The organism is Pseudomonas sp. Irchel 3H9 (assembly GCF_900187495.1).
Taxonomy (GTDB): Bacteria; Pseudomonadota; Gammaproteobacteria; order Pseudomonadales; family Pseudomonadaceae; genus Aquipseudomonas; species Aquipseudomonas sivasensis.
Genome location: NZ_FYDK01000001.1, coordinates 549,495 through 572,892, shown reverse-complemented (window position 1 = coordinate 572,892; position 23,398 = coordinate 549,495). Strand labels below are relative to the sequence as shown.

General features: G+C 61.4%; 20 protein-coding genes. 7 read left to right on the top strand and 13 right to left on the bottom strand.

Annotation, left to right across the window (positions count from 1 at the left end; translation table 11 throughout):
- Window positions 1-43: 43 nt before the first annotated feature.
- The 13 genes from CKW32_RS02750 to CKW32_RS02690 all read right to left on the bottom strand — a co-directional run bounded on the left by CKW32_RS02750 (window position 44) and on the right by CKW32_RS02690 (window position 14,911).
- A complete protein-coding gene (locus tag CKW32_RS02750) occupies window positions 44-1,321 on the bottom strand; it encodes a flavohemoglobin expression-modulating QEGLA motif protein (protein ID WP_032891715.1) in 1,278 nt (425 codons plus the stop codon).
- A gap of 22 nt (window positions 1,322-1,343) precedes the next feature.
- Window positions 1,344-1,892 (bottom strand): hypothetical protein, encoded by a 549-nt coding sequence (locus tag CKW32_RS02745; protein ID WP_095183988.1) that lies wholly within the window; start codon window positions 1,890-1,892, stop codon window positions 1,344-1,346.
- Between the two features lie 16 nt (window positions 1,893-1,908).
- Window positions 1,909-2,625 carry a TetR/AcrR family transcriptional regulator gene (locus CKW32_RS02740; protein WP_032891717.1) on the bottom strand — a complete coding sequence of 239 codons (717 nt, stop codon included), beginning with the start codon at window positions 2,623-2,625 and terminating at the stop codon, window positions 1,909-1,911.
- Window positions 2,626-2,731: 106 nt separating this feature from the next.
- Window positions 2,732-4,234 (bottom strand): lysine--tRNA ligase, encoded by a 1,503-nt coding sequence (lysS, locus tag CKW32_RS02735; RefSeq protein WP_095183987.1) that lies wholly within the window; start codon window positions 4,232-4,234, stop codon window positions 2,732-2,734.
- Between the two features lie 79 nt (window positions 4,235-4,313).
- Window positions 4,314-5,409, bottom strand: a protein-coding gene (prfB, locus tag CKW32_RS02730; protein ID WP_099601257.1) for a peptide chain release factor 2 whose coding sequence is annotated in 2 segments (ribosomal slippage) — window positions 4,314-5,336 and window positions 5,338-5,409 — 1,095 coding nt in all. Because the reading frame shifts where the segments join, the coding sequence is not laid out codon by codon here.
- 217 nt (window positions 5,410-5,626) lie between these two features.
- On the bottom strand, window positions 5,627-6,628 hold the full coding sequence (locus tag CKW32_RS02725) for a diguanylate cyclase (RefSeq protein WP_032891719.1): 1,002 nt from the start codon (window positions 6,626-6,628) through the stop codon (window positions 5,627-5,629).
- A 51-nt stretch (window positions 6,629-6,679) separates the two neighbouring features.
- Window positions 6,680-7,690 carry a chemotaxis response regulator protein-glutamate methylesterase gene (locus CKW32_RS02720; protein WP_032891720.1) on the bottom strand — a complete coding sequence of 337 codons (1,011 nt, stop codon included), beginning with the start codon at window positions 7,688-7,690 and terminating at the stop codon, window positions 6,680-6,682.
- Window positions 7,687-9,969 carry a hybrid sensor histidine kinase/response regulator gene (locus CKW32_RS02715; RefSeq protein ID WP_095183986.1) on the bottom strand — a complete coding sequence of 761 codons (2,283 nt, stop codon included), beginning with the start codon at window positions 9,967-9,969 and terminating at the stop codon, window positions 7,687-7,689. Before CKW32_RS02715 ends, CKW32_RS02720 begins: the two co-directional genes overlap by 4 nt.
- Entirely contained in the window at window positions 9,966-10,667 is a 702-nt protein-coding gene (locus CKW32_RS02710) for a chemotaxis protein CheW (protein WP_032891722.1), read from the bottom strand. Before CKW32_RS02710 ends, CKW32_RS02715 begins: the two co-directional genes overlap by 4 nt.
- Complete coding sequence (locus tag CKW32_RS02705; protein ID WP_032891723.1) at window positions 10,664-11,920, bottom strand: protein-glutamate O-methyltransferase CheR; 1,257 nt, start codon at window positions 11,918-11,920, stop codon at window positions 10,664-10,666. Before CKW32_RS02705 ends, CKW32_RS02710 begins: the two co-directional genes overlap by 4 nt.
- A complete protein-coding gene (locus tag CKW32_RS02700) occupies window positions 11,917-12,429 on the bottom strand; it encodes a chemotaxis protein CheW (RefSeq protein ID WP_095183985.1) in 513 nt (170 codons plus the stop codon). The genes CKW32_RS02705 and CKW32_RS02700 overlap by 4 nt, the downstream gene beginning before the upstream one ends.
- Window positions 12,429-14,051, bottom strand: coding sequence for a methyl-accepting chemotaxis protein (locus CKW32_RS02695; RefSeq protein WP_032891725.1), 1,623 nt, complete (start codon window positions 14,049-14,051; stop codon window positions 12,429-12,431). The genes CKW32_RS02700 and CKW32_RS02695 overlap by 1 nt, the downstream gene beginning before the upstream one ends.
- A 149-nt stretch (window positions 14,052-14,200) precedes the next feature.
- Window positions 14,201-14,911 (bottom strand): tellurite resistance TerB family protein, encoded by a 711-nt coding sequence (locus CKW32_RS02690; protein ID WP_095183984.1) that lies wholly within the window; start codon window positions 14,909-14,911, stop codon window positions 14,201-14,203.
- Window positions 14,912-15,079: 168 nt separating this feature from the next.
- Here CKW32_RS02690 and CKW32_RS02685 point away from each other — a divergent pair, with 168 nt between their 5' ends.
- From CKW32_RS02685 to CKW32_RS02655, 7 genes are all read left to right on the top strand, one after another.
- A complete protein-coding gene (locus CKW32_RS02685; protein WP_032891728.1) occupies window positions 15,080-15,991 on the top strand; it encodes a LysR family transcriptional regulator in 912 nt (303 codons plus the stop codon).
- A 132-nt stretch (window positions 15,992-16,123) separates the two neighbouring features.
- Window positions 16,124-17,581 (top strand): gamma-aminobutyraldehyde dehydrogenase, encoded by a 1,458-nt coding sequence (locus CKW32_RS02680; RefSeq protein ID WP_177434247.1) that lies wholly within the window; start codon window positions 16,124-16,126, stop codon window positions 17,579-17,581.
- A gap of 73 nt (window positions 17,582-17,654) precedes the next feature.
- Window positions 17,655-18,806 (top strand): putative ABC transporter substrate-binding protein YdcS, encoded by a 1,152-nt coding sequence (ydcS, locus tag CKW32_RS02675; protein WP_095183982.1) that lies wholly within the window; start codon window positions 17,655-17,657, stop codon window positions 18,804-18,806.
- 199 nt (window positions 18,807-19,005) lie between these two features.
- On the top strand, window positions 19,006-20,040 hold the full coding sequence (locus tag CKW32_RS02670) for an ABC transporter ATP-binding protein (RefSeq protein ID WP_095183981.1): 1,035 nt from the start codon (window positions 19,006-19,008) through the stop codon (window positions 20,038-20,040).
- 1 nt (window position 20,041) lies between these two features.
- Complete coding sequence (locus CKW32_RS02665; protein WP_032891733.1) at window positions 20,042-20,971, top strand: ABC transporter permease; 930 nt, start codon at window positions 20,042-20,044, stop codon at window positions 20,969-20,971.
- A complete protein-coding gene (locus tag CKW32_RS02660) occupies window positions 20,961-21,770 on the top strand; it encodes an ABC transporter permease (protein WP_032891735.1) in 810 nt (269 codons plus the stop codon). Before CKW32_RS02665 ends, CKW32_RS02660 begins: the two co-directional genes overlap by 11 nt.
- Window positions 21,771-21,939: 169 nt before the next feature.
- Window positions 21,940-23,364: a gamma-aminobutyraldehyde dehydrogenase gene (locus CKW32_RS02655; protein ID WP_095183980.1), complete on the top strand. Its 1,425-nt coding sequence runs from the start codon at window positions 21,940-21,942 to the stop codon at window positions 23,362-23,364.
- The last annotated feature ends 34 nt before the right edge of the window (window positions 23,365-23,398 follow it).

The window sequence follows — 23,398 nt, the reverse complement described above, 5'->3', positions numbered from 1 at the left end:
GTGGGAGGTGCTTTGCGCCCTCCCACATTTAGACCCGGTTTCTTCAGAGGATATTGGAGTAATCCGCCTCGATCCGATCCAGGCTCAAGTGGTTGAGGAAGTTGGAGAAGCACATCCACGCCGCCAATGCGTTCATGTCGCGGAACTGTTCAGGCAGGTACTTGGGCGGCACCACCAGGCCTTCGTCCACCAGTTGGCGCAGGGTACGCATGTCTTCCAGAGTGGTCTTGCCGCAGAACAGCAACGGCACCTGTTCCAGCTTGCCTTTGCGCACGGCCAACTGGATGTAGTTGTAGACCATGATGAAGCCCTTGAGGTAGGACAAATCCTTGGTAAACGGCAGTCCATTGGGCACCGAGCCACGGAATACGCGACTGGCGTTGCCATAGCTTTCAGCGATTTCAAAGCCTTGCTCGCGGAAGAATTCGAACACCTGCAGGAAATCGGCGCCCTCCTCCACCATGTGGATAGCGCGCGTGCGGTTGGTGAGTTTGCGCAGGCGACTCGGGTAGGAGGCGAAGGTGATGATCTCCATCAGAATCGCCAAGCCTTCCTGGGTCACCGTGGAAGACGGCGGGCCTTTGGACAGGAAAGTGCAGATCGGCTGGTTCTGGCCGTTGAGGGTAGTGCCGACGTGCACCAGGCCTTCATGGACTTCCAGGGCGCGCACGTCGCGATTGTTGAACATCGCATCGGCGCGGATCTTGATGTAGTCGGCCCCCGCCGCTGCGTCCGCAACGATGCCGTCGGACTCGAACACGCGAATGGTTTCTTCCGCCTCGCCGAACACCTTATTCAGACGGGTTTGCAGCAGGGCGACGGCGTCCTTGGCGGTGAGGGTCTTGGCTTCGTCCTTGAGGTCGCCACGGCCGTCGATGTTATTCAGGTAGTCGGAGAGCATCAGGCCCAGGTCGGCCAGGGTTGGGTCGCCGGCGTGGAACGCATCGGAGGCGGCGCCGTACAGCTCTTGGGAAATCAGGCCGAAGTCCTCGGTGCCGCGCGCTTCGAGCATCCGCACCACCATGCGGTACTCGCGGCACATGCGACGCATGATCTGCCCCACCGGGCTGAACTGGCCGAGGCGACGGGTGATGTCACGCTCGATATTCTGGAATTCCAGCTTCACCGCACTGGAGTCAAACGACAGCGGCCGGTTCAGGTAATAGTCGCGGTCTACGGCAGGCATTGCCTTGCCCTTGGCCTTGAGGAATCCCTGGCGAATAGTGTCGTCCCATTTGACGGCGTCGAGGACGCGAATCGGTGTCTGTGCCAGCACAATGCGATCGGACAAGGTGCGTATCGTCTGCTGGTAATCGTCCACCGGGTGCTTCCTTCTTTAAACGTTATTTGCCCGCACGCTGATAGCGCGCGGCTTCAACGAACACATCGGCATTGGCCGGGTCATCCAGGTAGGCGAATACCCGGTCCATGGGGCTGTCCACCAACACCCCGTCGCCTTCGACGGTTTCTACGGTGCCTCCATCCAATGCCTGTTGGCCGATGGCTTGGCGGATCTGCTCCAGATCCAGGTTGTAGACCACCAATTCGTGCTTTTCGTCGAATTCGAAGCCGGCCAGGATAAAATTCCCACCGAACTTTGTAGGCAAAGGCGCCGACAGGTACCACCGATTGCCATGGCGCGACACAGTAAACAGGTACTCATCGCGCTGGCCCGGCGCCGCTTTAGGGTAGCTCACGGCTTTGTAGCGGTGCTCACCGGCGCGAGTGATGTGTAAGCTGAGCGGCTCACCCCAGGCATTCTTGCTGGACCAGTGGCCCAGCAACTCATTCGGCGCCGCTTCACGGCTTGCCAGCGGCTCCTTGAAGGTCACCAAACAACCGCTGAGCAGCAGGAACGACAAGGCGATTAGCGCGATACTCCAGGTTTTCATCAGACACCCTCCGGTGTCAGACCGAGGCCAACACCAAATGCATGTAACGCTTGAGGATCTCAAGCATCTCTTCACCGGTCAGAGGCTCTGCGCCGCCCAACAGGCCCTGATATTCCATCCGACTGATAATCGCCGTCAACACCTTGGCGTCCTGCTGCGGCTCGCGGGAGCCCAACACTTGGAAAAACTGCCCGGTGCCCTGCAATAAAATCTGCTGATGGGAGCGCACCAGTTCGGCCAGGCGCGGGTTCAATAGCGCTTCCTGACGAAACGCCTGTTCGGCCATGAGGTGTTCGCGACGGTTGGTCAGTTGGCGCAGCACATAGTCGGCGGTCAGGCGCGCGATGTCATCGGCCAATTGCGAACGTGACTCCGGGCTGCCATCGCCGTAGGCAACCATCTCGCGCAACAGGCCTTCGTTACGCACCCACAGCTTGCCCATGAAGGCGGCGCTGCGTTCGACGTACTGGGCGAAGGTGTCGGTCAGCAGGTCATCGATGTCTTTGAAGTAGTAGGTGGTCGCCGACAACGGCACGCCCGCTTCCGCCGCCACCGCCCGATGGCGCACGGCTCGTACGCCCTCACGCACCACAATACGCATGGCCGCATCGAGAATGTCTTGCCGCCGTTGCTCGCTGCCCCGACGACTGGCCTTACGGCCCTGGTACTGGACGCTTTCAGCCACGGCAGCGGCAATGCCGGCGGCGCCTTCTTGTGCGATTACGCGGTTCACGACACACATCCTTGAATAGATCAAAACCTGGCGCTGTTTGCTTGACGCTTAAAAACGCCCCATAAAAAAGCCGCCTTATAAAAGGCGGCTTCGGATTTCGCTAGGGTTACGCTTGCGGCCGCATGTGCGGGAACAAGATCACATCGCGGATCGACGGCGAGTTGGTCAACAACATCACCAGTCGGTCGATGCCGATACCTTCACCGGCGGTTGGCGGCATGCCGTATTCCAGGGCGCGTACGAAGTCTGCGTCGTAGTGCATGGCTTCGTCGTCACCGGCGTCCTTATCGGCCACCTGAGCCATGAAGCGCTCGGCCTGGTCTTCCGCGTCATTCAACTCGGAGTAGGCGTTGGCGATTTCGCGGCCACCAATGAACAGCTCGAAACGGTCAGTGACGTTCGGGTTGTCATCGTTGCGACGGGCCAGCGGCGAGACTTCGAACGGGTACTGGGTAATGAAGTGCGGCTGTTCCAGCTTGTGCTCGACCAGCTCTTCGAAAATCATCACCTGCAGTTTGCCCAGGCCTTCGAAGCCCAGCACCTTGGCGCCGGCTTTCTTGACGATGGCGCGGGCTTTGTCGATGTCGTTGAGGTCGTCAGCGGTCAGCTCGGGGTTGTACTTGAGGATCGAGTCGAACACCGACAGGCGCACGAACGGCTCGCCGAAGTGGAACACCTTGTCGCCGTACGGCACGTCGGTGCTGCCCAGGACCAGCTGTGCCAGTTCGCGGAACAGTTCTTCGGTCAGGTCCATGTTGTCTTCGTAGTCGGCGTAGGCCTGGTAGAACTCCAACATGGTGAATTCTGGGTTGTGACGGGTCGAGACACCTTCGTTACGGAAGTTGCGGTTGATCTCGAAGACCTTTTCAAAACCACCCACCACCAGACGCTTCAGGTACAGCTCCGGCGCGATACGCAGGAACATTTCCAGGTCCAGGGCGTTGTGGTGGGTTTCGAATGGCTTGGCTGCGGCACCGCCGGGGATGGTTTGCAGCATCGGGGTTTCGACTTCAAGGAAGTCACGCGCCATCAGGAAGCTGCGGATGTGGGCGATGACTTGCGAACGCACGCGGAAGGTCTGGCGCACGTCTTCGTTGACGATCAGGTCAACGTAGCGCTGGCGGTAGCGCTGCTCGGTGTCGGTCAGGCCGTGGTGCTTGTCCGGCAGCGGGCGCAGGGACTTAGTCAGCAGGCGCACGCTGGTCATCTCGACGTACAGGTCGCCCTTGCCGGAACGGGCCAGGGTGCCTTCGGCGGCAATGATGTCGCCCATGTCCCAGGTTTTCACCGAGGCCAGGGTTTCTTCAGGCAAGGTCTTGCGGTTGACGTAGACCTGGATGCGACCGGTCATGTCCTGGATCACCATGAACGAGCCACGGTTGAGCATGATGCGACCTGCCACTTTGACCGGGATCGCAGCCTCTGCCAGCTCTTCCTTGGTCTTGTCCGCGTACTGTTTCTGCAAGGCATCGCAGTAGTTTTCGCGGCGGAAGTCATTGGGGAAGGCATTGCCCTTCGCGCGCTCGGCAGCAAGCTTTTCCTTGCGCAGGGCGATCAGGGAGTTTTCTTCCTGTTGCAGGGCTTGCGGGTCGAGTTGTTGGTCGCTCATGTCTTTAAAATTTCCATCAGGTTCGTTGTCCCCGGCCTGCGGCCGGGGATCGCCGGCAAGCCGGCTCCTACAATCTTTATTACAAGCCGGACTTCAGGCTGGCTTCCAGGTATTCGTCGATATCGCCGTCGAGCACCTTGTCGCAGTCGCTGCGTTCGATGTTAGTGCGCAGATCCTTGATCCGCGACGCATCGAGCACATACGAACGGATCTGGTGACCCCAGCCGATATCCGACTTGGTGTCTTCCAGCGCCTGGGAAGCGGCGTTGCGCTTCTGCATTTCCTGCTCGTACAACTTGGCCCGCAGCATTTTCATGGCGGTGTCCTTGTTGGCGTGCTGGGAACGTTCGTTCTGGCAGCTGACCACGGTGTTGGTCGGTACGTGAGTAATACGTACGGCCGAGTCGGTGGTGTTTACGTGCTGACCACCAGCACCGGAGGAACGGTAGGTGTCGATACGCAGGTCGGCCGGGTTGATCTCGATTTCCACCTTGTCGTCGATCTCTGGCGAGACGAACACCGCGGAGAACGAAGTGTGGCGACGGTTGCCGGAGTCGAACGGGCTCTTGCGCACCAGGCGGTGCACGCCGATTTCGGTACGCAGCCAACCAAAGGCGTATTCACCCTTGATGTGCACGGTCGCGCCCTTGATGCCAGCCACTTCACCGGCCGACAGCTCCATGATGGTGGCGTCGAAGCCGCGTTTGTCGGCCCAGCGCAGGTACATGCGCAGCAGGATGTTGGCCCAGTCCTGGGCTTCGGTGCCGCCGGAACCGGCCTGGATGTCCAGGTAGGCGTTGTTCGGGTCCATTTCATGGCTGAACATGCGGCGGAATTCGAGCTTGGCGAGGTTTTCCTCTAGACGGGCCAGCTCGGCGATGACATCGCCCACTGCGCCTTCGTCGTTTTCTTCGACGGCCATGTCCAGCAGGTCACGGCAATCGGCCAGACCGGTGTTCAGTTCGTCGAGGGTATCGACGATCTGCGCTAGCGCAGCGCGCTCGCGGCCCAACTCTTGGGCGTATTCAGGTTTGTTCCAGACACTCGGATCTTCAAGCTCACGATTGACTTCGGTCAGACGCTCATGCTTTTGATCGTAGTCAAAGATACCCCCGAATAGTTTCGGAGCGCTCGGACAGGTCCTTGATGGTGTTCAGGATCGGGTTGATTTCCATGGCGGGCAGCACTCGTTGGCGAACTTTTGAAAGCCGGCGAGTATAACGGCAAACGGGGGGGAGCGGCAGCCCGCCTGGCGAAAAGGCAGACTACGCGGGGTTAAATGTGGGAGGGGGCTTGCTCCCGATGGTGGTGCATCAGCCCCGCATCAGGTGACTGACCCTCCGCTATCGGGGGCAAGCCCCCTCCCACATGTTGATCGGTTGCGGCCTCGATTCACTCGATGCCGACCTGATTACGCCCATTGTGTTTGGCCGTATACAAGCCCTTGTCCGCCGCCAATATCAGCTGCCGACAATCCGTACCCTGCTGCGGCGTGGTGGTCGACAGGCCGATGCTGATCGTCAGGCTGGAGCCTTCTGCCGGGGCAATATGCGGGATTTTCAACGCCGCGACGGCCATGCGCAGCTTTTCGGCCACCAGTCGCGCGCCTCCCGGTGAGGTGTTCGGCAGCACCAACGCAAACTCTTCACCACCGTAGCGTGCCGGCAGGTCCGAAGGGCGACTGCTGGCGTCGCGGATGGTGGCGGCGACTTTGCGCAGGGCTTCGTCGCCTTCGACGTGGCCGAAGCTGTCGTTGTAGGTCTTGAAAAAGTCCACGTCGATCATCAGCAGCGACAGTTGGGTCTGGTCGCGCATGGCGCGGCGCCATTCCAGTTCCAGGTATTCGTCGAAGTGACGGCGGTTGGACAGCCCGGTAAGGCCATCGGAGTTCATCAGGCGTTGCAGCACCAGGTTGGTGTCCAGCAACTGTTGCTGGCTGACCCGCAGCGCGCGGTAAGCCGCATCGCGCTGCAGCAGCGTCATGTAGGAACGCGAGTGATAGCGGATGCGTGCCACCAGTTCGATGTTGTCCGGCAGCTTGACCAGGTAGTCGTTGGCCCCCGCCGAGAACGCCGCGCTCTTGATCAGCGGGTCTTCCTTGGTGGATAGCACGATGATCGGGATGTTCTGCGTGGCCGGATGATTGCGGTAATCGCGCACCAGAGTCAGGCCATCGAGGCCGGGCATCACCAAGTCCTGCAGGATCACCGTCGGCTTGATGCGGATAGCCTGGGCAATCGCCTGGTGCGGATCGGCGCAGAAGTGGAAATCGATGTTTTCTTCATGGGCCAGGCCGCGTCGGACCGCTTCGCCGATCATGGCCTGGTCGTCGACCAGCAACACCATGGCGGCATTTTCGTCGGTCTTGATGTCGTCGATCTGTAAATCATTCATCTGCAGTCACCTGAATTACTACCTGCAAGCCAGCATCGCGCAAGGTCATGTTCATTGTGCAAAGACCTCCAGTAATCGGGGCGCAATTCTGTCCAGAGGGCGAATTTCAACAGCGGCATCAATCGCCGCCGCCGCTTTGGGCATGCCATACACCGCCGAGCTCTGCTGATCCTGGGCGATGGTCAAATAACCTTGTTCACGCAATAACTTAAGGCCCTGGGCCCCGTCACGACCCATGCCGGTCAGCAGTACGCCGACGGCGTCACCATTCCAGTGGCTGGCCACGCTTTCGAAGAACACGTCGATCGAAGGCCGGTAAATCTCGTTCACCGGCTCTGCGGTATAGGCTAGCGTGCCGTTCTTCAATAGACGAATGTGGTGATTGGTACCGGCCAGCAAGACCACACCGCTTTGCGGCGGTTCGCCTTCGCGGGCCAGGCGCACCGGCAGCCCGGAAGCACTGCTGAGCCATTCGGCCATGCCGGCGGCAAAGACCTGGTCCACATGCTGCACCAGCACAATGGCGGCGGGAAAGTCACGGGGTAAACCCTTGAGCAGGATTTCCAGGGCAGCCGGGCCACCCGCTGAAGAGCCGATAGCCACCAAACTCTGGCGTTTGCCGGAGGTGCGCGCTGACGTGGTTTCGGTACGCACGCGGCTGCCGCGCTGGCCGATCAGCCAGCCGATGTTGAGGATTTTGCGCAGCAGCGGTGCCGCCGCATCCTTTGGATTGCCCACGCCCAGTGCGGGCGTGTCCACCACATCCAGGGCGCCGTGGCCCATGGCTTCGAACACCCGGCTCATATTGGCCTGGCGGTCGACGGTCACCAACAGGATCGCGCACGGGGTCTCGGCCATGATCTGCCGCGTGGCCTCCACGCCGTCCATCACCGGCATGATCAGATCCATCAGGATCAGGTCAGGCGTCAACTCAGCGCAGCGCTGCACTGCCTCCAGACCATTGCCGGCCACCCACACCACCTCGTGCGAGGGCTCGAAATTCAAGGCGCGGCGCAAGGCCTCCACGGCCAGGGGCATGTCGTTGACGATCGCAACCCTCATGACCGCGCGCCCCCAATCAGCTCCACGACGGCGTCCAGCAACGCGTCGTCGTGGAAGCTGGCCTTGGCCAAGTAATAATCGGCGCCGGCATCCAACCCACGGCGACGGTCCTCTTCACGGTCTTTGTACGACACCACCATCACCGGCAACGATTGCAGGCGAGTATCACGGCGCAAGAGTGTGACCAATTCAATACCGTCCATGCGAGGCATATCAATGTCAGTGATCAGCAGGTCGAAGTCTTCGGAACGTAAGGCGTTCCAGCCGTCCATACCGTCGACCGCAACGGCCACTTCGTACCCGCGATTAAGCAGCAATTTACGTTGCAACTCACGCACGGTGAGCGAGTCATCCACCACCAGTACGCGTTTGCGCGGCGCCTCGGTGACCTGCTGGCTGCGCCGGGCAATGCGTTCCAGGCGCCCGGTGTTGAGCAGCTTGTCCACCGAACGCAGCATGTCTTCCACATCGACGATCAACACCACCGAGCCGTCATCCAGCAAGGCGCCGGCGGAAATATCCTGGACCTTGCCCAGGCGGTCATCCAGCGGCAACACCACCAGGGTACGCTCGCCGATGAAACGTTCCACGGCGATACCGTACACCGCATCGCGCTCGCGGATCACCACCACCTTCAAGGTCTCGTCATTGGTCTGCCCCGGCGGGCGCTGTAACAGCTGGCTGGCGGCGACCAGGCCAACATGCCGGCCCTCGTGCCAGAAATGCTGGCGGCCTTCGAGTTGCACAATGTCGTCGGGGGCTAGGTCACACATACGTTCGATATGCGCCAGCGGGAACGCATAGGCTTCTTCGCCAACTTCCACCACCAGGCTGCGCACCACCGAAAGGGTCAGCGGCACCTCCAGGTGAAAACGACTGCCCTGCCCCGCCGTCTGCTCCAGCACCACCGCGCCGCGCAACTGGCGGACCATATGCTGCACCGCATCCAGTCCGACGCCGCGCCCGGACACCTCGGTAACCTTGTCGCGCAGGCTGAAACCCGGCAGGAACAGGAACGTCAGCAGTTCCTCTTCGCTCAGGTTCAGCACGGTCTCCAGGGTCGACAGATGCCGGTCGACAATGGTCCCGCGCAGGCGCTCCAGGTCAACGCCGTTGCCGTCGTCGCTCAGTTCCAGCACCAGTAGACCGGCCTGATGGGAGGCGCGCAGGCGGATCAAGCCTTCGGCGGGTTTGCCGGCCAGCAGGCGCTGATCGGGCATTTCGATGCCGTGGTCGACGGCATTGCGCAATAGATGGGTGAGTGGCGCTTCGAGCTTTTCCAGCACATCACGGTCGACCTGGGTCTTTTCGCCCTCGATCTCCAGGCGCACCTGCTTGCCGAGGCTGCGGCCGAGGTCGCGCACCATACGCACCTGCCCGGCCAGCACATCGGCAAACGGACGCATGCGACAGGCCAGCGCAGTGTCGTAGAGCACCTGAGCGCGCTGCCCGGCCTGCCAGCCGAACTCATCCAGCTCAGCAGTTTTTTCCGCCAGTAAGGCCTGCGCCTCGCTCAGCAGGCGACGGGTATCAGCCAGGGCTTCCTGGGCTTCGAGGTTCAGATCCAGAGTCTTGAGGTGGCCGTCCAGTGTGTCCAGGGCGCGCACGCTATTGCTTTGAATACGTTTGAGGCGCTGCATGCTGGCCAGATAGGGCTTGAGCCGCTGGGTTTCCACCAGGGATTTGCTCGACAGATCCAGCAGACTGTTCAAGCGCTCGGCGGTCACGCGCAACACGCGCTCGCCGCCTTCGGTCATGCGCTTGCCCTGACGCGGCGGATCGCTGGCAACAGGGGGAGCGGGCTCGGGCTCCGGCGGCAATTCTTCGATGACCGGCGCGGGTGCAGGCTGGGACACGACAGGCGGTGGCGCAGCTTTAGCGGTGGGCTGCGACGGATCCAGCAGGCGCTCCATCAACGCCACATAAGCGTCGATGTCCGCTGGCCCCACGGTGTTTCCCGGGGTGGCGATGCGCATCAGCAGGTCGGTGCCTTGCAGCAAGGCGTCAATGTGTTCAGGTTGCAGGTACAGGCGACTTTCCTGGGCGCTGACCAGGCAATCCTCCATGACGTGGGACACGCTGACCCCCGCATCCACCCCCACGATCCGCGCCGCGCCCTTGAGCGAATGGGCCGCGCGCATACAGGCTTCAAGCTGGTCGGCCTGGGTCGGGTTACGCTCCAGGGCCAGCAGGCCCGCGTTCAGTACCTGGGTCTGTGCATCGGCTTCCAGGCTGAACAGTTCCAGCAGCGAGGCGTCGCGCATCTGATCGGGGGTCATGTGAGGCTCCGGGTCACGGCGGACAACAATTGCGCCTCATCCAGCCAACGCAGGCTGCGGCCCTTCCATTGCAACACGCCCTGAGTAAAGCGTGCGCTGGCCTGGGAGCCAGGCGCCGACGCAGCGTTCAAGGTGCGCTCATCGATGGCGTGGATGCCGTCCACTTCGTCCACCGGTACCACCACTGGGCCATCCTGCGCGGCGATGATCAACATACGTGGCATGATCCGCCCGCCACTGGCGCCGTGACCGGTGTTGTCCAGGCCGAGCAGCTCCACCAGAGACAGGCACGCCACCAGCGCCCCCCGCACGTTCGCCACGCCGAGCAAGGCGCGGGAACGCTGGTGCGGCAGCGAGTGAATCGGTTGCAACGGAGCCACCTCCACCAGGCAGCGGGTGGCGATACCCAACCACTCTTCACCGAGACGGAACATCAGCAACGAGCGGGTGACGATCTCTTCGTCGACTTCAACTGCAGCGGCCGGACGATGGTCGTCCTGCTGCAGGGCGTAGCGATCCAGCAGGCGCGTGGCGGCCGCTGAGTACACCGCACAGTTGCGGCAGTGGATATGGTCCACCAGCAGCGGGCAGGACTTGTCGCCGTGGATACCGATACGGTTCCAGCAGTCGTCGATGGCCTGGGTGTCGGCCATAGTCAGGTCCAGGCCGGCGGTGTCGAGCGCGTCGGGGCTACTCATCGTTTGGACTCACTGTCTGCTCGCTCGCTACGGGCGGCCCGCGCTTGCAAACGGCGCGCCCCCGCGCTGTCGCCCTGGGATTCGAGCAACGCGGCCAGGTGAATCAAGGCCTGCGGGTGCTGAGGTTCCAGGTACAAGGCTTTCCGATAAAACCCCTGAGCCTCCAGGGCGCTGCCGGCCACATCGCTGAGCAGCCCCAGCCAGTAGAACACCTGGGCGGCTGGCGGGTGGCTGTTCAAATACTGCTCGCAGGCGACACGGGCCTCGGCACTCTTGCCTTCGTTGGCCAAGGTGGCGATACGGCTGAGCAAGGTACCCGCGTCGGAAGGCGGCGGTGGCTTGATCGGCACCACCTGGGCGCTCGCGGTACTGAACGGCCTTGGCTTGACAGGGATGGGCGCCGCGCTGCGCTGAGGGCTCGGTATCGGCACGAATACCGGCGCCGGCAGGTTAGGTTCGGCGTGCCGACTAAAGGCGAAAGACTGCGGCACCCCGATCGAACGCATGCCATGCCGGCCCAGCAGGCTGCCCTCGGCCGGGCCGATAAACAGTACGCCGTCTACGTGGGTCAGGCCCTTGAGCACATCGAACACTTGCTTCTGCGTCGGCTGGTCGAAATAGATCAAAAGGTTGCGGCAAAACACGAAATCGTAGCTCGCCTCGTTCGCCAGCAGCGTCGGGTCCAGTAAATTGCCGACTTGCAGGCGCACTTGTTCGCGCACGCGGTCGGCGATGTGGAACCCGTCGCTGTGTTCAGTGAAGTGGCGATCGCGAAAGGCAATATCGCTACCGCGGAACGAGTTCTTGCCATACACCCCGCGCCGCGCACGCTCCACCGACAGCGGGCTGACGTCCAGGCCCAGCACCTTGAACTGATGCGGCGCCAGGCCGGCATCGAGCAGGGCCATGGCAATCGAATAGGGTTCTTCGCCGGTGGAGCACGGCAGGCTGAGGATGCGCAGTGCGCGCATCTGCTTGATCTCGGCCAGGCGTGCAATCGCCAACCGAGCCAGGGTCGCAAAGGATTCGGGGTAACGGAAAAACCACGTCTCGGGAACGATCACCGCTTCGATCAGTGCTTGTTGCTCGTCGTGGGAGCTTTGCAGGCGCTGCCAGTATTCGCCTGGCGTCTGCGCCTGCACGGCCTGGCTGCGCTGGCGCACGGCGCGCTCGATAATGGCCTCGCCGACCGACGCGACGTCCAGGCCGATACGTTCCTTGAGGAAGGCAAAGAAGCGCGGGTCGTTGCTCATACGGTCAGCTCGGCAGAAAACAACAGGGCGCGCACGTCATCGGTGAGCATGTCGTTCACGCCGATCCATTGCATCAGGCCCAACGCATCCTCACGCACCGGCCCCAAATAGCGCGCCTGGGGGTTCTCCAGGCCATAAGGCTGAAATTCCGCGGGGTCGCAACGCAGGGTATCGGTGGCCTGCTCGAGGATCAGCCCCAACCGGCGAGACTCGACCCAGGGTTGCGGCTGGTAATTGACCAACACCAACCGCGTGCTGGTACGCGCCTGGGCCGCCGTACCGAAGGTCAGCGCACTCAGGTCGATTACCGGCACCAACGCTCCGCGATGAGCAAAGATACCCGCCACCCAAGAGGGCGCATGGGCAATGGGTTTGAGCGGCAGGCGCGGCAGCACCTCGGCCACTTCGGTGGCCTTAAGGGCATAACGTTCACTGCCGATGTGAAACACCAGGAACAACGCCTTTTTCGCTGCCGGGACGGCGCCGCGTTTAGCCGCGAGGTCGCTCATCAGACTTTGAAACGCGATACGCCGCTGCGCAGACCCACCGCAACCTGGCTCAGTTCATCAATGGCAAAGCTGGCTTGGCGCAGGGATTCGACGGTCTGGCTGCTGGCATCACCCAACTGCACCAGCGCGTGGTTGATCTGCTCGGCGCCGGTGGCCTGGGCCTGCATGCCCTCGTTGACCATCAACACCCGCGGCGCCAGGGCCTGTACCTGATGGATGATCTGAGACAGTTGCTCGCCCACTTGCTGCACTTCGAACATGCCGCGGCGCACTTCTTCGGAGAACTTGTCCATGCCCATCACGCCAGCAGACACCGCCGACTGAATCTCACGCACCATCTGCTCGATGTCGTAAGTGGCCACGGCGGTCTGATCGGCCAGACGACGCACTTCGGTGGCGACCACGGCAAACCCGCGGCCGTATTCACCGGCTTTTTCCGCTTCGATGGCGGCGTTCAGGGACAACAGGTTGGTCTGGTCGGCGACTTTGACGATGGTCACCACCACCTGGTTGATGTTGCCGGCCTTCTCATTGAGGATCGCCAGTTTGGCGTTCACCAGGTCGGCGGCCCCCATCACCGAATGCATGGTCTCTTCCATACGCGCCAGGCCCTGCTGGCCAGAACCGGCGGCCACCGAAGCCTGGTCGGCAGCGGTGGAGACTTCGGTCATGGTACGCACCAGATCCTTGGAAGTGGCGGCGATTTCCCGCGAAGTGGCGCCGATCTCGGTGGTGGTCGCGGCAGTTTCGGTGGCAGTGGCCTGCTGCTGCTTGGAGGTCGCCGCAATCTCCGTCACTGAGGTGGTGACCTGAACCGAAGAGCGTTGCGCCTGGGAAACCAGAGCGGTGAGCTCGGTCATCATGTCGTTAAAGCCGGTTTCTACCGCGTTGAATTCGTCCTTGCGCTCCAGGTTCAGGCGTTTGCTCAGGTCGCCAGTGCGCATGGTGTCGAGGATTTCGACGATGCGCTGCATCGGCGCCATGATCGCGCGCATCAGCAGCAGGCCGCACAGGCCGGCGGCGAGGATGGCGATGATCAGCGACACGCCCATGCTGATCTTGGCCGACAGAACGGCATCGTCAATCGCCGCGGTGGCGCGATCAGAGACGTTTTTGTTCTCCGTAATAATGTCATTGAGCTTCATGCGACCTTCGATCCAGATCGGCGTCAGTTGCTCTTCAAGCAACTCGCGTGCAGCGGGCAGGTCGTTGTTCTGGACGCGGTCCAGCAACTGCTCAAGGACCTTGTTGTAATTAATGTGTGCGGCTTTGAAGTTATCGAACTCCATGCGATCAGCCTGGCTGCGCACGGTTTTTTCGTAATTGGCCATCTGTTGCTCAATACGCGCTTCGAAGGCCTTGTAGTCGGCCTTGTCGGTATTGGTGAAGGTTTTATCCTCACGCAGACCAATGATGTCGATGGTCTGAAGGTAACTGTCGACCCACGCGCTGCGGATCATAGAACTGAGATAAACCCCCGGTACCGCATCGTCCCGGACGGCTTCCTGACTGGTTTCGATCTTCAGCAACCGTGAGTAGGAGACCACAACCATTAACAGCATGATGGCGATAATGACCGCAAAACTTGCCAGGATGCGTTGGCGCAAGGTCCAGTTCTTCACAGTAATTCCTCGAAGGGCCATTCAAATGGAGGGGAGTATAGCTGAGCAGAAGGCCTCATTAATCAATGGGTTTTGATGCAGCGCTCATGGAATGCAAAAACACCCTGGGGCATTCAGCCAGCCAGGGTGCTTTATCTATACAGAGATGCTCAGAGGGTAGCTTGACGCACCTGCTTTTCCAGCTCCAGCTTCAAGCCAGGCTCCAGTTCCAGTTGGCGGGCCAATTCGTCCAGATAGGCCTTTTCCATGAAGTTTTCTTCGTCGACCAGCATCACGCTGGCGATATACATTTCGGCAGCCATTTCCGGGGTGCTTGCCGCGCGGGCGACATCGGCCGGGTCCAGAGGCTTGTTCAGCTCGGCGTGCAGCCAGCTTTGCAGCTCGCGGTCGTTATCCAGCTTGGTGAACTCCCCCTCGATCAGCTCTCGCTCGCGCTCATCCACATGGCCGTCGGCCTTGGCTGCTGCAACCAGCGCCTTGAGAATGCCTTGGCTGTGCTGCTCGACTTGGGCCGGTGGCAGGCGGTCGATGGTCTGCGGCTCGCCCTTGGGCGCATTGGCTTGATTGGCCTGCCAGTTGCCGTAGGCCTTGTAGGCAATGACGCCCAATGCGGCCAGCCCGCCGTAGGTCAGGGCTTTGCCGCCGAATTTGCGCGCCTTCTTGTTGCCCATCAACAAGCCCATGGCACCGGCTGCCAGGGCGCCGCCACCGGCACCGCCAAGCAGGCTGCCCAACCCTCCGCCGCCAAGCAGTCCGCCCAAGGCGCCTTTGTCGTCCTGCTTGCGTTGGCCGCCAGCCTTGTTTTGCAGCATGTCCTGGCCGGACTTGAGCAACTGATCGAGCAATCCACGGGTATTCATTCGTAGCCTCCAGACACTTGGGTTCATAGGACCAATAGGCCCCCAGCGTAAAACTAAGTGCCAAAAAGCCCCGATCTAGAGTGCTTCCAGATGTAACGCCACTGCCGTTCGCTAAAACCGATATACACTCGGACAAATCTATAAAAACACCCCACTGGTAATTCCAGCATGATGACCTTGCGTCAAATCCGGCACTTTATCGCCGTGGCCGAGACCGGCTCGATCTCCGCCGCCGCGCAGACCGCATTTATTTCCCAGTCGACCCTGACCCTGGCGATCCAGCAATTGGAGCAGGAAATCGGGGTAAACCTGTTCAACCGCCACGCCAAAGGCATGACCCTCACCCACCAGGGCCACCAGTTCCTGCGCCAGGCGCACTTGATCCTCGCCACCGTCGACAACGCCAAGCGCAGCCTGCAACAAAGCACCGACCAAGTGGCCGGGCAATTGATCATCGGCGTGACCAGCCTGGTGGCCGGCTACTACCTCGCCGACCTGCTCACCCGCTTCCAGCGCGCCTACCCCAATGTGGAAATCCGCGTGATGGAGGACGAACGCCCCTATATCGAGCATTTGCTGGTGAGCGGCGAAATCGACGTCGGCGTGCTGATCCTCTCCAACCTCGAAGACCGCCACGCCCTTCAGACAGAAGTCCTGACCCACTCGCCCCATCGCCTGTGGCTGCCGGCGCAGCACCCGCTGCTGGAGCACGACAGCATCAACCTGGCCGATGTCGCGCGCGAGCCGTTGATTCAGCTGAATGTTGATGAAATGGGCCAAAACGCCCAGCGCCTTTGGACCAGCGCAGGCCTGCAACCCCGCGTCACGCTGCGTACAGCATCGACGGAGGCAGTGCGTAGCCTGGTGGCGGCAGGATTAGGCGTGTCGATTCAGCCAGACATGACCTACCGCCCATGGTCCCTGGAGGGCGACATCATCGAGGCACGGCCGATCGCCGACCTCAGCCAGACCCTCGATGTGGGCCTGGCGTGGCGCCGAGGCACCGCGCGCCCCGCGCTGGTAGACCCGTTCCTCACCGTGGCCCGGGAACAGCCGCACCCACGCAAGCCATCTATTTAATCGAATGCTGCATTCAGTATTTAGTATTTGTTGACCTCGCGCCTGACCTCTACTCTCAGTTCATCCATAAGAGAAGGTCCGGCGCCTTGTAAGAGAACGCCCATGACCACACAAGAAAAGAGATCGCGAAAAATGTCCGGCGCGCCCACCCCGCTGCTTACTGCGTTGCTGATCGACGGCGAACTGGTCCAGGGCCAGGGATTCGCCGAGCCGATCCTCAACCCGGCCACCGGTGAAGTGCTTACCCAAATTGCTGAAGCCAGCACCGAGCAGGTCGAATCAGCCATCCTCGCAGCGCACCGTGCATTTGCCAGCTGGTCGCGGACCACGCCGCAACAACGTTCGAACATTCTTCTGGGCATCGCCGATGCCATCGAAAAACAAGCCGATTACCTGGCCCGCCTGGAATCCCTGAACTGCGGCAAGCCGTTGCACCTGGCGCGTCAGGATGACTTGAGCGCCACCGTCGACGTGTTCCGTTTCTTCGCCGGGGCCGTGCGCTGCCAGACCGGCCAACTGAGCGGCGAATACCTGCCGGGCTACACCAGCATGGTGCGGCGCGATCCAATTGGCGTCGTCGCCTCCATCGCACCGTGGAACTACCCGTTGATGATGGCCGCCTGGAAGATCGCCCCGGCGCTGGCTGCCGGTAATACCTTGGTGTTCAAGCCGTCGGAACATACGCCGCTGTCGATCCTCGCACTCGCCCCTGTACTGAAGGACTTGTTACCACGCGGGGTCATCAACATTCTCTGTGGCGGCGGTGAAGGTGTGGGCAGTCATCTGGTCAGCCACCCGAAAGTGCGCATGGTTTCCCTGACCGGCGATATCGTCACCGGGCAGAAAATCCTGCAAGCCGCGTCCAAGACGCTCAAACGCACGCACCTGGAACTGGGCGGCAAAGCGCCGGTGATCGTGTGTAACGATGCCGACCTGCAGGCCGTGGTCGAGGGTGTGCGCGCCTACGGTTATTACAACGCCGGTCAGGACTGCACCGCCGCATGCCGCATCTACGCCCAGTCGGGGATTCACGACAAATTGGTCGCCGACCTCGGTGCGGCGGTCAGCAGCCTGCGCTTTGCCGGCAAGCGTGATGCCGACAACGAACTCGGCCCGCTGATCAGTACGCGCCAGCGCGACCGCGTGGCCAGTTTTGTCGAGCGTGCCCTCGGCCAGCCGCATATCGAGCGGGTCACGGGCGCCGCCGTGCATTCCGGCGCGGGCTTCTATTACCAGCCAACCTTGCTCGCCGGCTGTAAACAGAGCGATGAAATTGTGCAGCGCGAAGTGTTTGGTCCAGTGGTCACCGTGACCCGTTTCGATGAGCTGGAACAGGCGGTGGACTGGGCCAATGACTCCGAATACGGACTGGCCTCCTCTGTGTGGACCCAGAACCTGGACAAGGCCATGCAGGTAGCCGCACGCCTGCAATACGGCTGCACTTGGATCAACAGCCATTTCATGCTGGTCAGCGAAATGCCCCACGGCGGCTTGAAGCGCTCGGGGTATGGGAAAGATCTGTCCAGTGATTCGCTACAGGACTACAGCGTGGTGCGCCACATCATGGCCCGCCACGGCCAACATCTTTAAAACAACAACTAAGCTTTTGCGTCACCGGTTGCACACAACTGCCCCGACCATAATTAAAGAAGAGGGAACCCCCATGTCCGCGCACAAGACCGCACTACTCAGTGCCTTGACCACCGCGCTGCTGGCCAGCGTCAGCATTCAGGCCGCCGAACCGCTCAAGGCGATTGGCGCTGGCGAAGGCCAGCTGGATATCGTCGCCTGGCCCGGCTATATCGAACGTGGCGAAAGCGACAAGGCCTACGACTGGGTCACTGGTTTCGAGAAGGAAACCGGCTGCAAGGTCAATGTGAAAACCGCCGCCACCTCTGACGAAATGGTCAGCCTGATGGCCAAGGGCGGGTATGACCTGGTCACCGCGTCGGGCGATGCGTCGCTGCGGTTGATCGTCGGCAAGCGTGTGCAGCCGATCAACACCTCGCTGATCCCAAACTGGAAAAACATCGACCCACGCCTTAAAGACGCGCCGTGGTACGTGGTCGGCCAGCAGACCTACGGCACCCCGTACCAATGGGGCCCGAACGTGCTGATGTACAACACCAACGTGTTCAAGACCGCGCCCACCAGCTGGGATGTGCTGTTCAACGCCCAGAACCTGCCGGACGGCAAGCCGAACAAAGGCCGCGTGCAGGCCTATGACGGCCCGATCTACATCGCCGATGCAGCGCTGTACCTCAAATCGACCCAGCCGGAACTGGGCATCCAGAGCCCATACGAACTGACCGAAACCCAGTACAAAGCCGTGCTCGACCTGTTGCGCGCCCAGCAACCGTTGATCCACCGCTACTGGCACGACACCACCGTGCAAATGAGTGACTTCAAGAACGAAGGCGTGGTGGCCTCCAGCGCCTGGCCGTATCAGGTCAACGGGCTGGTCAATGAAAAGCAGCCAATTGCCTCGACCATTCCGAAAGAGGGCGCCACCGGCTGGGCCGACACCACCATGTTGCACAGCGAGGCCAAGCACCCGAACTGCGCCTACAAGTGGATGGACTGGTCGCTGCAGCCGAAGGTCCAGGGTGATGTCGCCGCCTGGTTCGGTTCGCTGCCAGCGGTGCCTGCGGCCTGTAAGGAAAGCGAACTGCTCGGCGCCGAGGGTTGCAAGACCAACGGCTTCGACCAGTTCGACAAAATCGCCTTCTGGAAAACCCCGCAGGCTGAGGGCGGCAAGTTCGTACCGTACAGCCGCTGGACCCAGGATTACATCGCGATCATGGGCGGCAGGTAAGGCCTTCCAAACGACCTAGGTCCCCTGTGGGAGGGGGCTTGCTCACGATAGCGGTACATCAGACAAACCTGTGTTGCCTGACACACCGTCATCGGGAGCAAGCCTCCTCCCACATTGACCGCACTCATAGATGTTTTGTTTTTTCAGAAGTCCAGGCCGGGCCGCTGCGACGACCCGCGCCTTTTTGGAGCACCGCACCATGACGCTTGCAGTCCAATTCACCCACGTTTCCCGTCAGTTCGGCGAAGTGAAAGCCGTCGACCGGGTTTCCATCGATATCCAGGACGGCGAGTTCTTTTCCATGCTCGGCCCTTCCGGCTCGGGCAAGACCACTTGCCTGCGCCTGATCGCCGGGTTCGAGCAACCGAGCGCTGGCTCGATCCGCATTCATGGCGAGGAAGCCGCCGGCTTGCCGCCGTATCAGCGTGACGTAAACACCGTGTTCCAGGATTACGCACTGTTCCCCCATATGAATGTGCGCGACAACGTGGCCTACGGTCTCAAGGTCAAAGGCGTGGGCAAGGCCGAACGCCTGAACCGCGCCGAAGAAGCCTTGGGCATGGTCGCCCTCGGTGGGTATGGCGACCGTAAGCCGGTTCAACTTTCAGGTGGTCAGCGCCAGCGGGTGGCACTGGCCCGCGCACTGGTCAATCGCCCCCGCGTGTTGCTGCTCGATGAACCCTTGGGCGCCCTTGACCTCAAGCTGCGCGAACAGATGCAAAGCGAGCTGAAGAAGCTGCAACGCCAGTTGGGCATCACCTTTATTTTCGTGACCCACGATCAAACCGAAGCGTTGTCGATGTCCGACCGCGTGGCAGTGTTCAACAAAGGCCGCATCGAACAAGTCGACACCCCGCGCAACCTGTACATGAAACCGGCTACCTCATTCGTCGCCGAATTCGTCGGCACCTCCAACGTGATTCGCGGCGAGCTGGCCCAGCGCCTCAGCGGCAGCGCGCAGCCATTTTCGATCCGCCCGGAACACGTGCGGTTTGCCGACGGCCCACTGGGTGCTGGCGAAGTGGAAGTCAGCGGCCTGCTGCATGACATCCAGTACCAGGGCAGCGCCACCCGCTATGAGCTGAAACTGGAAAACGGCCAGGCGTTGAACATCAGCCAGGCTAACAACCAGTGGCTGGATATCAGCAGCGGCCATCAGGTCGGCCAGTCCATTACCGCGCGCTGGGCGCGGGAAGCCATGACACCGCTGACCGACATTGCAGGCGAGGTGTGACATGAGCCTGGCCCTCTCCCAACCACCGATGCGCAGGTTTTCCAACCTGCTGTACCGCAAGCCCAACCTGTATCTGGCGATGCTGTTGATACCGCCGCTGATCTGGTTCGGCGCGATTTACCTCGGCTCGTTGCTGACCTTGCTGTGGCAAGGCTTCTACACCTTCGACGACTTCACCATGGCGGTCACGCCGGACCTGACCCTGGCCAACTTCGCCGCACTGTTCCAGCCGTCGAACTTCGACATCATCCTTCGCACCTTGAGCATGGCGATTGTGGTGTCGATTGCCAGCGCCATCGTGGCCTTCCCGATTGCCTACTACATGGCGCGCTACACCACGGGCAAGACCAAGGCATTCTTTTACATCGCAGTGATGATGCCGATGTGGGCCAGCTACATCGTCAAGGCCTACGCCTGGACCCTGCTGCTGGCCAAGGGCGGCGTAGCGCAGTGGTTCGTGCAGCACCTGGGCCTGGAGCCGGTGTTGCAGTTCGTGCTGGGTATTCCCGGTGTGGGCGGCAGCACCTTGAGCACCTCACACCTGGGGCGGTTCATGGTGTTCGTCTATATCTGGCTGCCGTTCATGATCCTGCCGATCCAGGCATCGCTGGAGCGTTTGCCGCCGTCTTTGCTGCAAGCCTCGGCGGATCTGGGCGCCAAGCCGCGCCAGACCTTTATGCAAGTGATTCTGCCACTGTCGATTCCGGGGATTGCCGCCGGGTCGATCTTCACCTTCTCGCTGACCCTGGGCGATTTCATCGTGCCGCAACTGGTGGGCCCGCCGGGCTACTTCGTCGGTGGCATGGTCTACGCGCAGCAAGGCGCCATCGGCAACATGCCCATGGCAGCGGCGTTCACCCTGGTGCCCATCGTGCTGATTGCGGTTTACCTGTCCATCGTCAAACGCCTGGGGGCCTTCGATGCACTCTGAGAAATCTTCGCTGGGACTAAAGATCGCAGCCTGGGGCGGCCTGGTGTTTTTACACTTCCCGATCCTGATCATCTTTCTCTACGCCTTCAATACCGAAGAGGCAGCGTTCAGCTTTCCGCCACAGGGCTTCACGTTGAAGTGGTTCAGCGTGGCGTTCGCCCGGCCGGACGTGCTGGAGTCGATCAAGTTGTCGCTGCAGATCGCAGCCATCGCCACCCTGATCGCCATGGTGCTCGGCACATTGGCCTCGGCGGCGCTGTATCGCCGTGAGTTCTTTGGCAAGCAAGGCGTGTCGCTGATGCTGATCCTGCCGATTGCGCTGCCGGGGATCATCACCGGTATCGCGTTACTGGCGACGTTCAAGACGTTGGGCATTGAGCCCGGGATGTTCACTATCATCGTCGGCCACGCGACCTTCTGCGTGGTGATCGTCTACAACAACGTCATCGCCCGTTTGCGCCGCACGTCTCACAGCCTGATCGAAGCCTCGATGGACCTGGGCGCCGACGGCTGGCAGACCTTCCGCTACATCATCATGCCCAACCTGGGCTCGGCGCTGCTGGCCGGCGGCATGCTCGCCTTTGCGCTGTCGTTCGACGAAATCATCGTCACCACCTTCACCGCCGGCCACGAGCGCACCTTGCCGCTGTGGTTGCTCAACCAATTGAGTCGCCCGCGGGATGTGCCGGTGACCAACGTGGTGGCGATGCTGGTGATGCTGGTGACGATGTTCCCGATTCTCGGTGCCTATTACCTGACCCGCGGTGGTGAAAGCGTGGCCGGGAGTGGCGGTAAATAACTTTTTTATTGAAGGCACCGAGCTCAAATGTGGGTGGGGGCTTGCTCCCGATAGCGGTGGGTCAGTTGTAGATGATGTGACTGAAAGACTGTCATCGGGGGCAAGCCCCCTCCCACATTTAGAGTCGGTTGCTTCAAGGAAATAACAATAGTTTGTGGAGAGCTGAACCATGCAAACCAAATTACTGATCAACGGCCAACTGATCGAGGGCGAAGGCCCGGCCCAAGCCGTATTCAACCCAGCCCTCGGCCGCGTACTGGTAGAAATCAAGGAAGCCAGCGAAGCCCAGGTCGACGCCGCTGTGCGCGCAGCCGATGCGGCGTTCGAAGGTTGGTCGCAAACCGCACCGAAGGACCGCTCGCTGCTGCTGCTGAAACTGGCCGACGCGATCGAAGCCCACGGCGAAGAGCTGGCCAAGCTGGAATCGGACAACTGCGGCAAGCCCTACAGCGCCGCGCTGAACGACGAGATCCCGGCGATTGCCGATGTGTTCCGCTTCTTCGCCGGCGCCAGCCGTTGCATGAGCGGCTCGGCCGGCGGTGAATACCTGCCGGGCCACACCTCGATGATCCGCCGCGACCCGGTGGGCGTGATCGCCTCCATCGCGCCGTGGAACTACCCGCTGATGATGGTCGCCTGGAAAATCGCCCCGGCCCTGGCCGCCGGTAATACCGTGGTGCTCAAGCCGTCGGAGCAAACCCCGCTGACCGCGTTGCGCATGGTTGAACTGGCGTCGGAGATTTTCCCGGCCGGCGTACTCAACCTGGTGTTCGGTCGTGGGCCGACCGTGGGCAGCCCACTGGTGAACCACCCGAAAGTGCGCATGGTGTCGCTGACCGGCTCCATCGCCACCGGCGCGAATATCATTTCCAGCACCGCTGACAGCGTGAAGCGCATGCACATGGAGTTGGGCGGCAAAGCGCCGGTGATCATCTTCAACGACGCGGACATCGATGCCGCCGTGGAAGGCATTCGCACCTTTGGCTTCTATAACGCCGGCCAGGACTGCACGGCCGCGTGCCGCATCTACGCCCAGGCGGATATCTACGACGCATTTGTCGAGAAGCTCGGCGCGGCGGTCGCCAGCATCAAATACGGCTTGCAGGATGACCCGGCCACCGAACTGGGCCCGCTGATCACCGCACAGCACCGCGACCGCGTCGCGGGGTTTGTCGAGCGTGCGGTGGCACAGCCGCATATCCGCCTGGTCACCGGTGGCAAGGCGGTGGACGGCAATGGGTTCTTCTTTGAGCCGACGGTATTGGCCGATGCACAGCAGGACGATGAAATCGTGCGCCGCGAGGTGTTTGGGCCAGTGGTGTCGGTGACGAAGTTCACCGACGAAGCACAGGTGTTGGGCTGGGCCAATGATTCGGACTACGGCTTGGCGTCGTCCGTATGGACCGCCGATGTAGGCCGCGCCCACCGTTTGGCCGCGCGGTTGCAGTATGGCTGCACGTGGGTGAATACCCACTTCATGCTGGTCAGCGAAATGCCCCATGGCGGTCAGAAACTGTCGGGTTATGGCAAGGACATGTCCATGTATGGGCTGGAGGACTACACCACCGTTCGCCATGTGATGTTCAAGCACTGATTAAGCGCCTCCCCGGCACCTGCCTTGGGTGCCG

What these genes read in the sequence shown, in the direction of transcription:
- ydcS (WP_095183982.1), top strand. Translation starts at nt 17,655, where the DNA reads ATGTCCGCGCACAAGACCGCACTACTCAGTGCCTTGACCACCGCGCTG.
- CKW32_RS02670 (WP_095183981.1), top strand. Translation starts at nt 19,006, where the DNA reads ATGACGCTTGCAGTCCAATTCACCCACGTTTCCCGTCAGTTCGGCGAA.
- CKW32_RS02725 (WP_032891719.1), bottom strand. Translation starts at nt 6,628, where the DNA reads ATGAATGATTTACAGATCGACGACATCAAGACCGACGAAAATGCCGCC.
- CKW32_RS02700 (WP_095183985.1), bottom strand. Translation starts at nt 12,429, where the DNA reads ATGAGCGACCTCGCGGCTAAACGCGGCGCCGTCCCGGCAGCGAAAAAG.
- CKW32_RS02705 (WP_032891723.1), bottom strand. Translation starts at nt 11,920, where the DNA reads ATGAGCAACGACCCGCGCTTCTTTGCCTTCCTCAAGGAACGTATCGGC.
- CKW32_RS02715 (WP_095183986.1), bottom strand. Translation starts at nt 9,969, where the DNA reads ATGACCCCCGATCAGATGCGCGACGCCTCGCTGCTGGAACTGTTCAGC.
- CKW32_RS02685 (WP_032891728.1), top strand. Translation starts at nt 15,080, where the DNA reads ATGATGACCTTGCGTCAAATCCGGCACTTTATCGCCGTGGCCGAGACC.
- CKW32_RS02720 (WP_032891720.1), bottom strand. Translation starts at nt 7,690, where the DNA reads ATGAGGGTTGCGATCGTCAACGACATGCCCCTGGCCGTGGAGGCCTTG.
- CKW32_RS02745 (WP_095183988.1), bottom strand. Translation starts at nt 1,892, where the DNA reads ATGAAAACCTGGAGTATCGCGCTAATCGCCTTGTCGTTCCTGCTGCTC.
- CKW32_RS02655 (WP_095183980.1), top strand. Translation starts at nt 21,940, where the DNA reads ATGCAAACCAAATTACTGATCAACGGCCAACTGATCGAGGGCGAAGGC.
- CKW32_RS02710 (WP_032891722.1), bottom strand. Translation starts at nt 10,667, where the DNA reads ATGAGTAGCCCCGACGCGCTCGACACCGCCGGCCTGGACCTGACTATG.
- CKW32_RS02660 (WP_032891735.1), top strand. Translation starts at nt 20,961, where the DNA reads ATGCACTCTGAGAAATCTTCGCTGGGACTAAAGATCGCAGCCTGGGGC.
- CKW32_RS02680 (WP_177434247.1), top strand. Translation starts at nt 16,124, where the DNA reads ATGTCCGGCGCGCCCACCCCGCTGCTTACTGCGTTGCTGATCGACGGC.
- CKW32_RS02690 (WP_095183984.1), bottom strand. Translation starts at nt 14,911, where the DNA reads ATGAATACCCGTGGATTGCTCGATCAGTTGCTCAAGTCCGGCCAGGAC.
- lysS (WP_095183987.1), bottom strand. Translation starts at nt 4,234, where the DNA reads ATGAGCGACCAACAACTCGACCCGCAAGCCCTGCAACAGGAAGAAAAC.
- CKW32_RS02665 (WP_032891733.1), top strand. Translation starts at nt 20,042, where the DNA reads ATGAGCCTGGCCCTCTCCCAACCACCGATGCGCAGGTTTTCCAACCTG.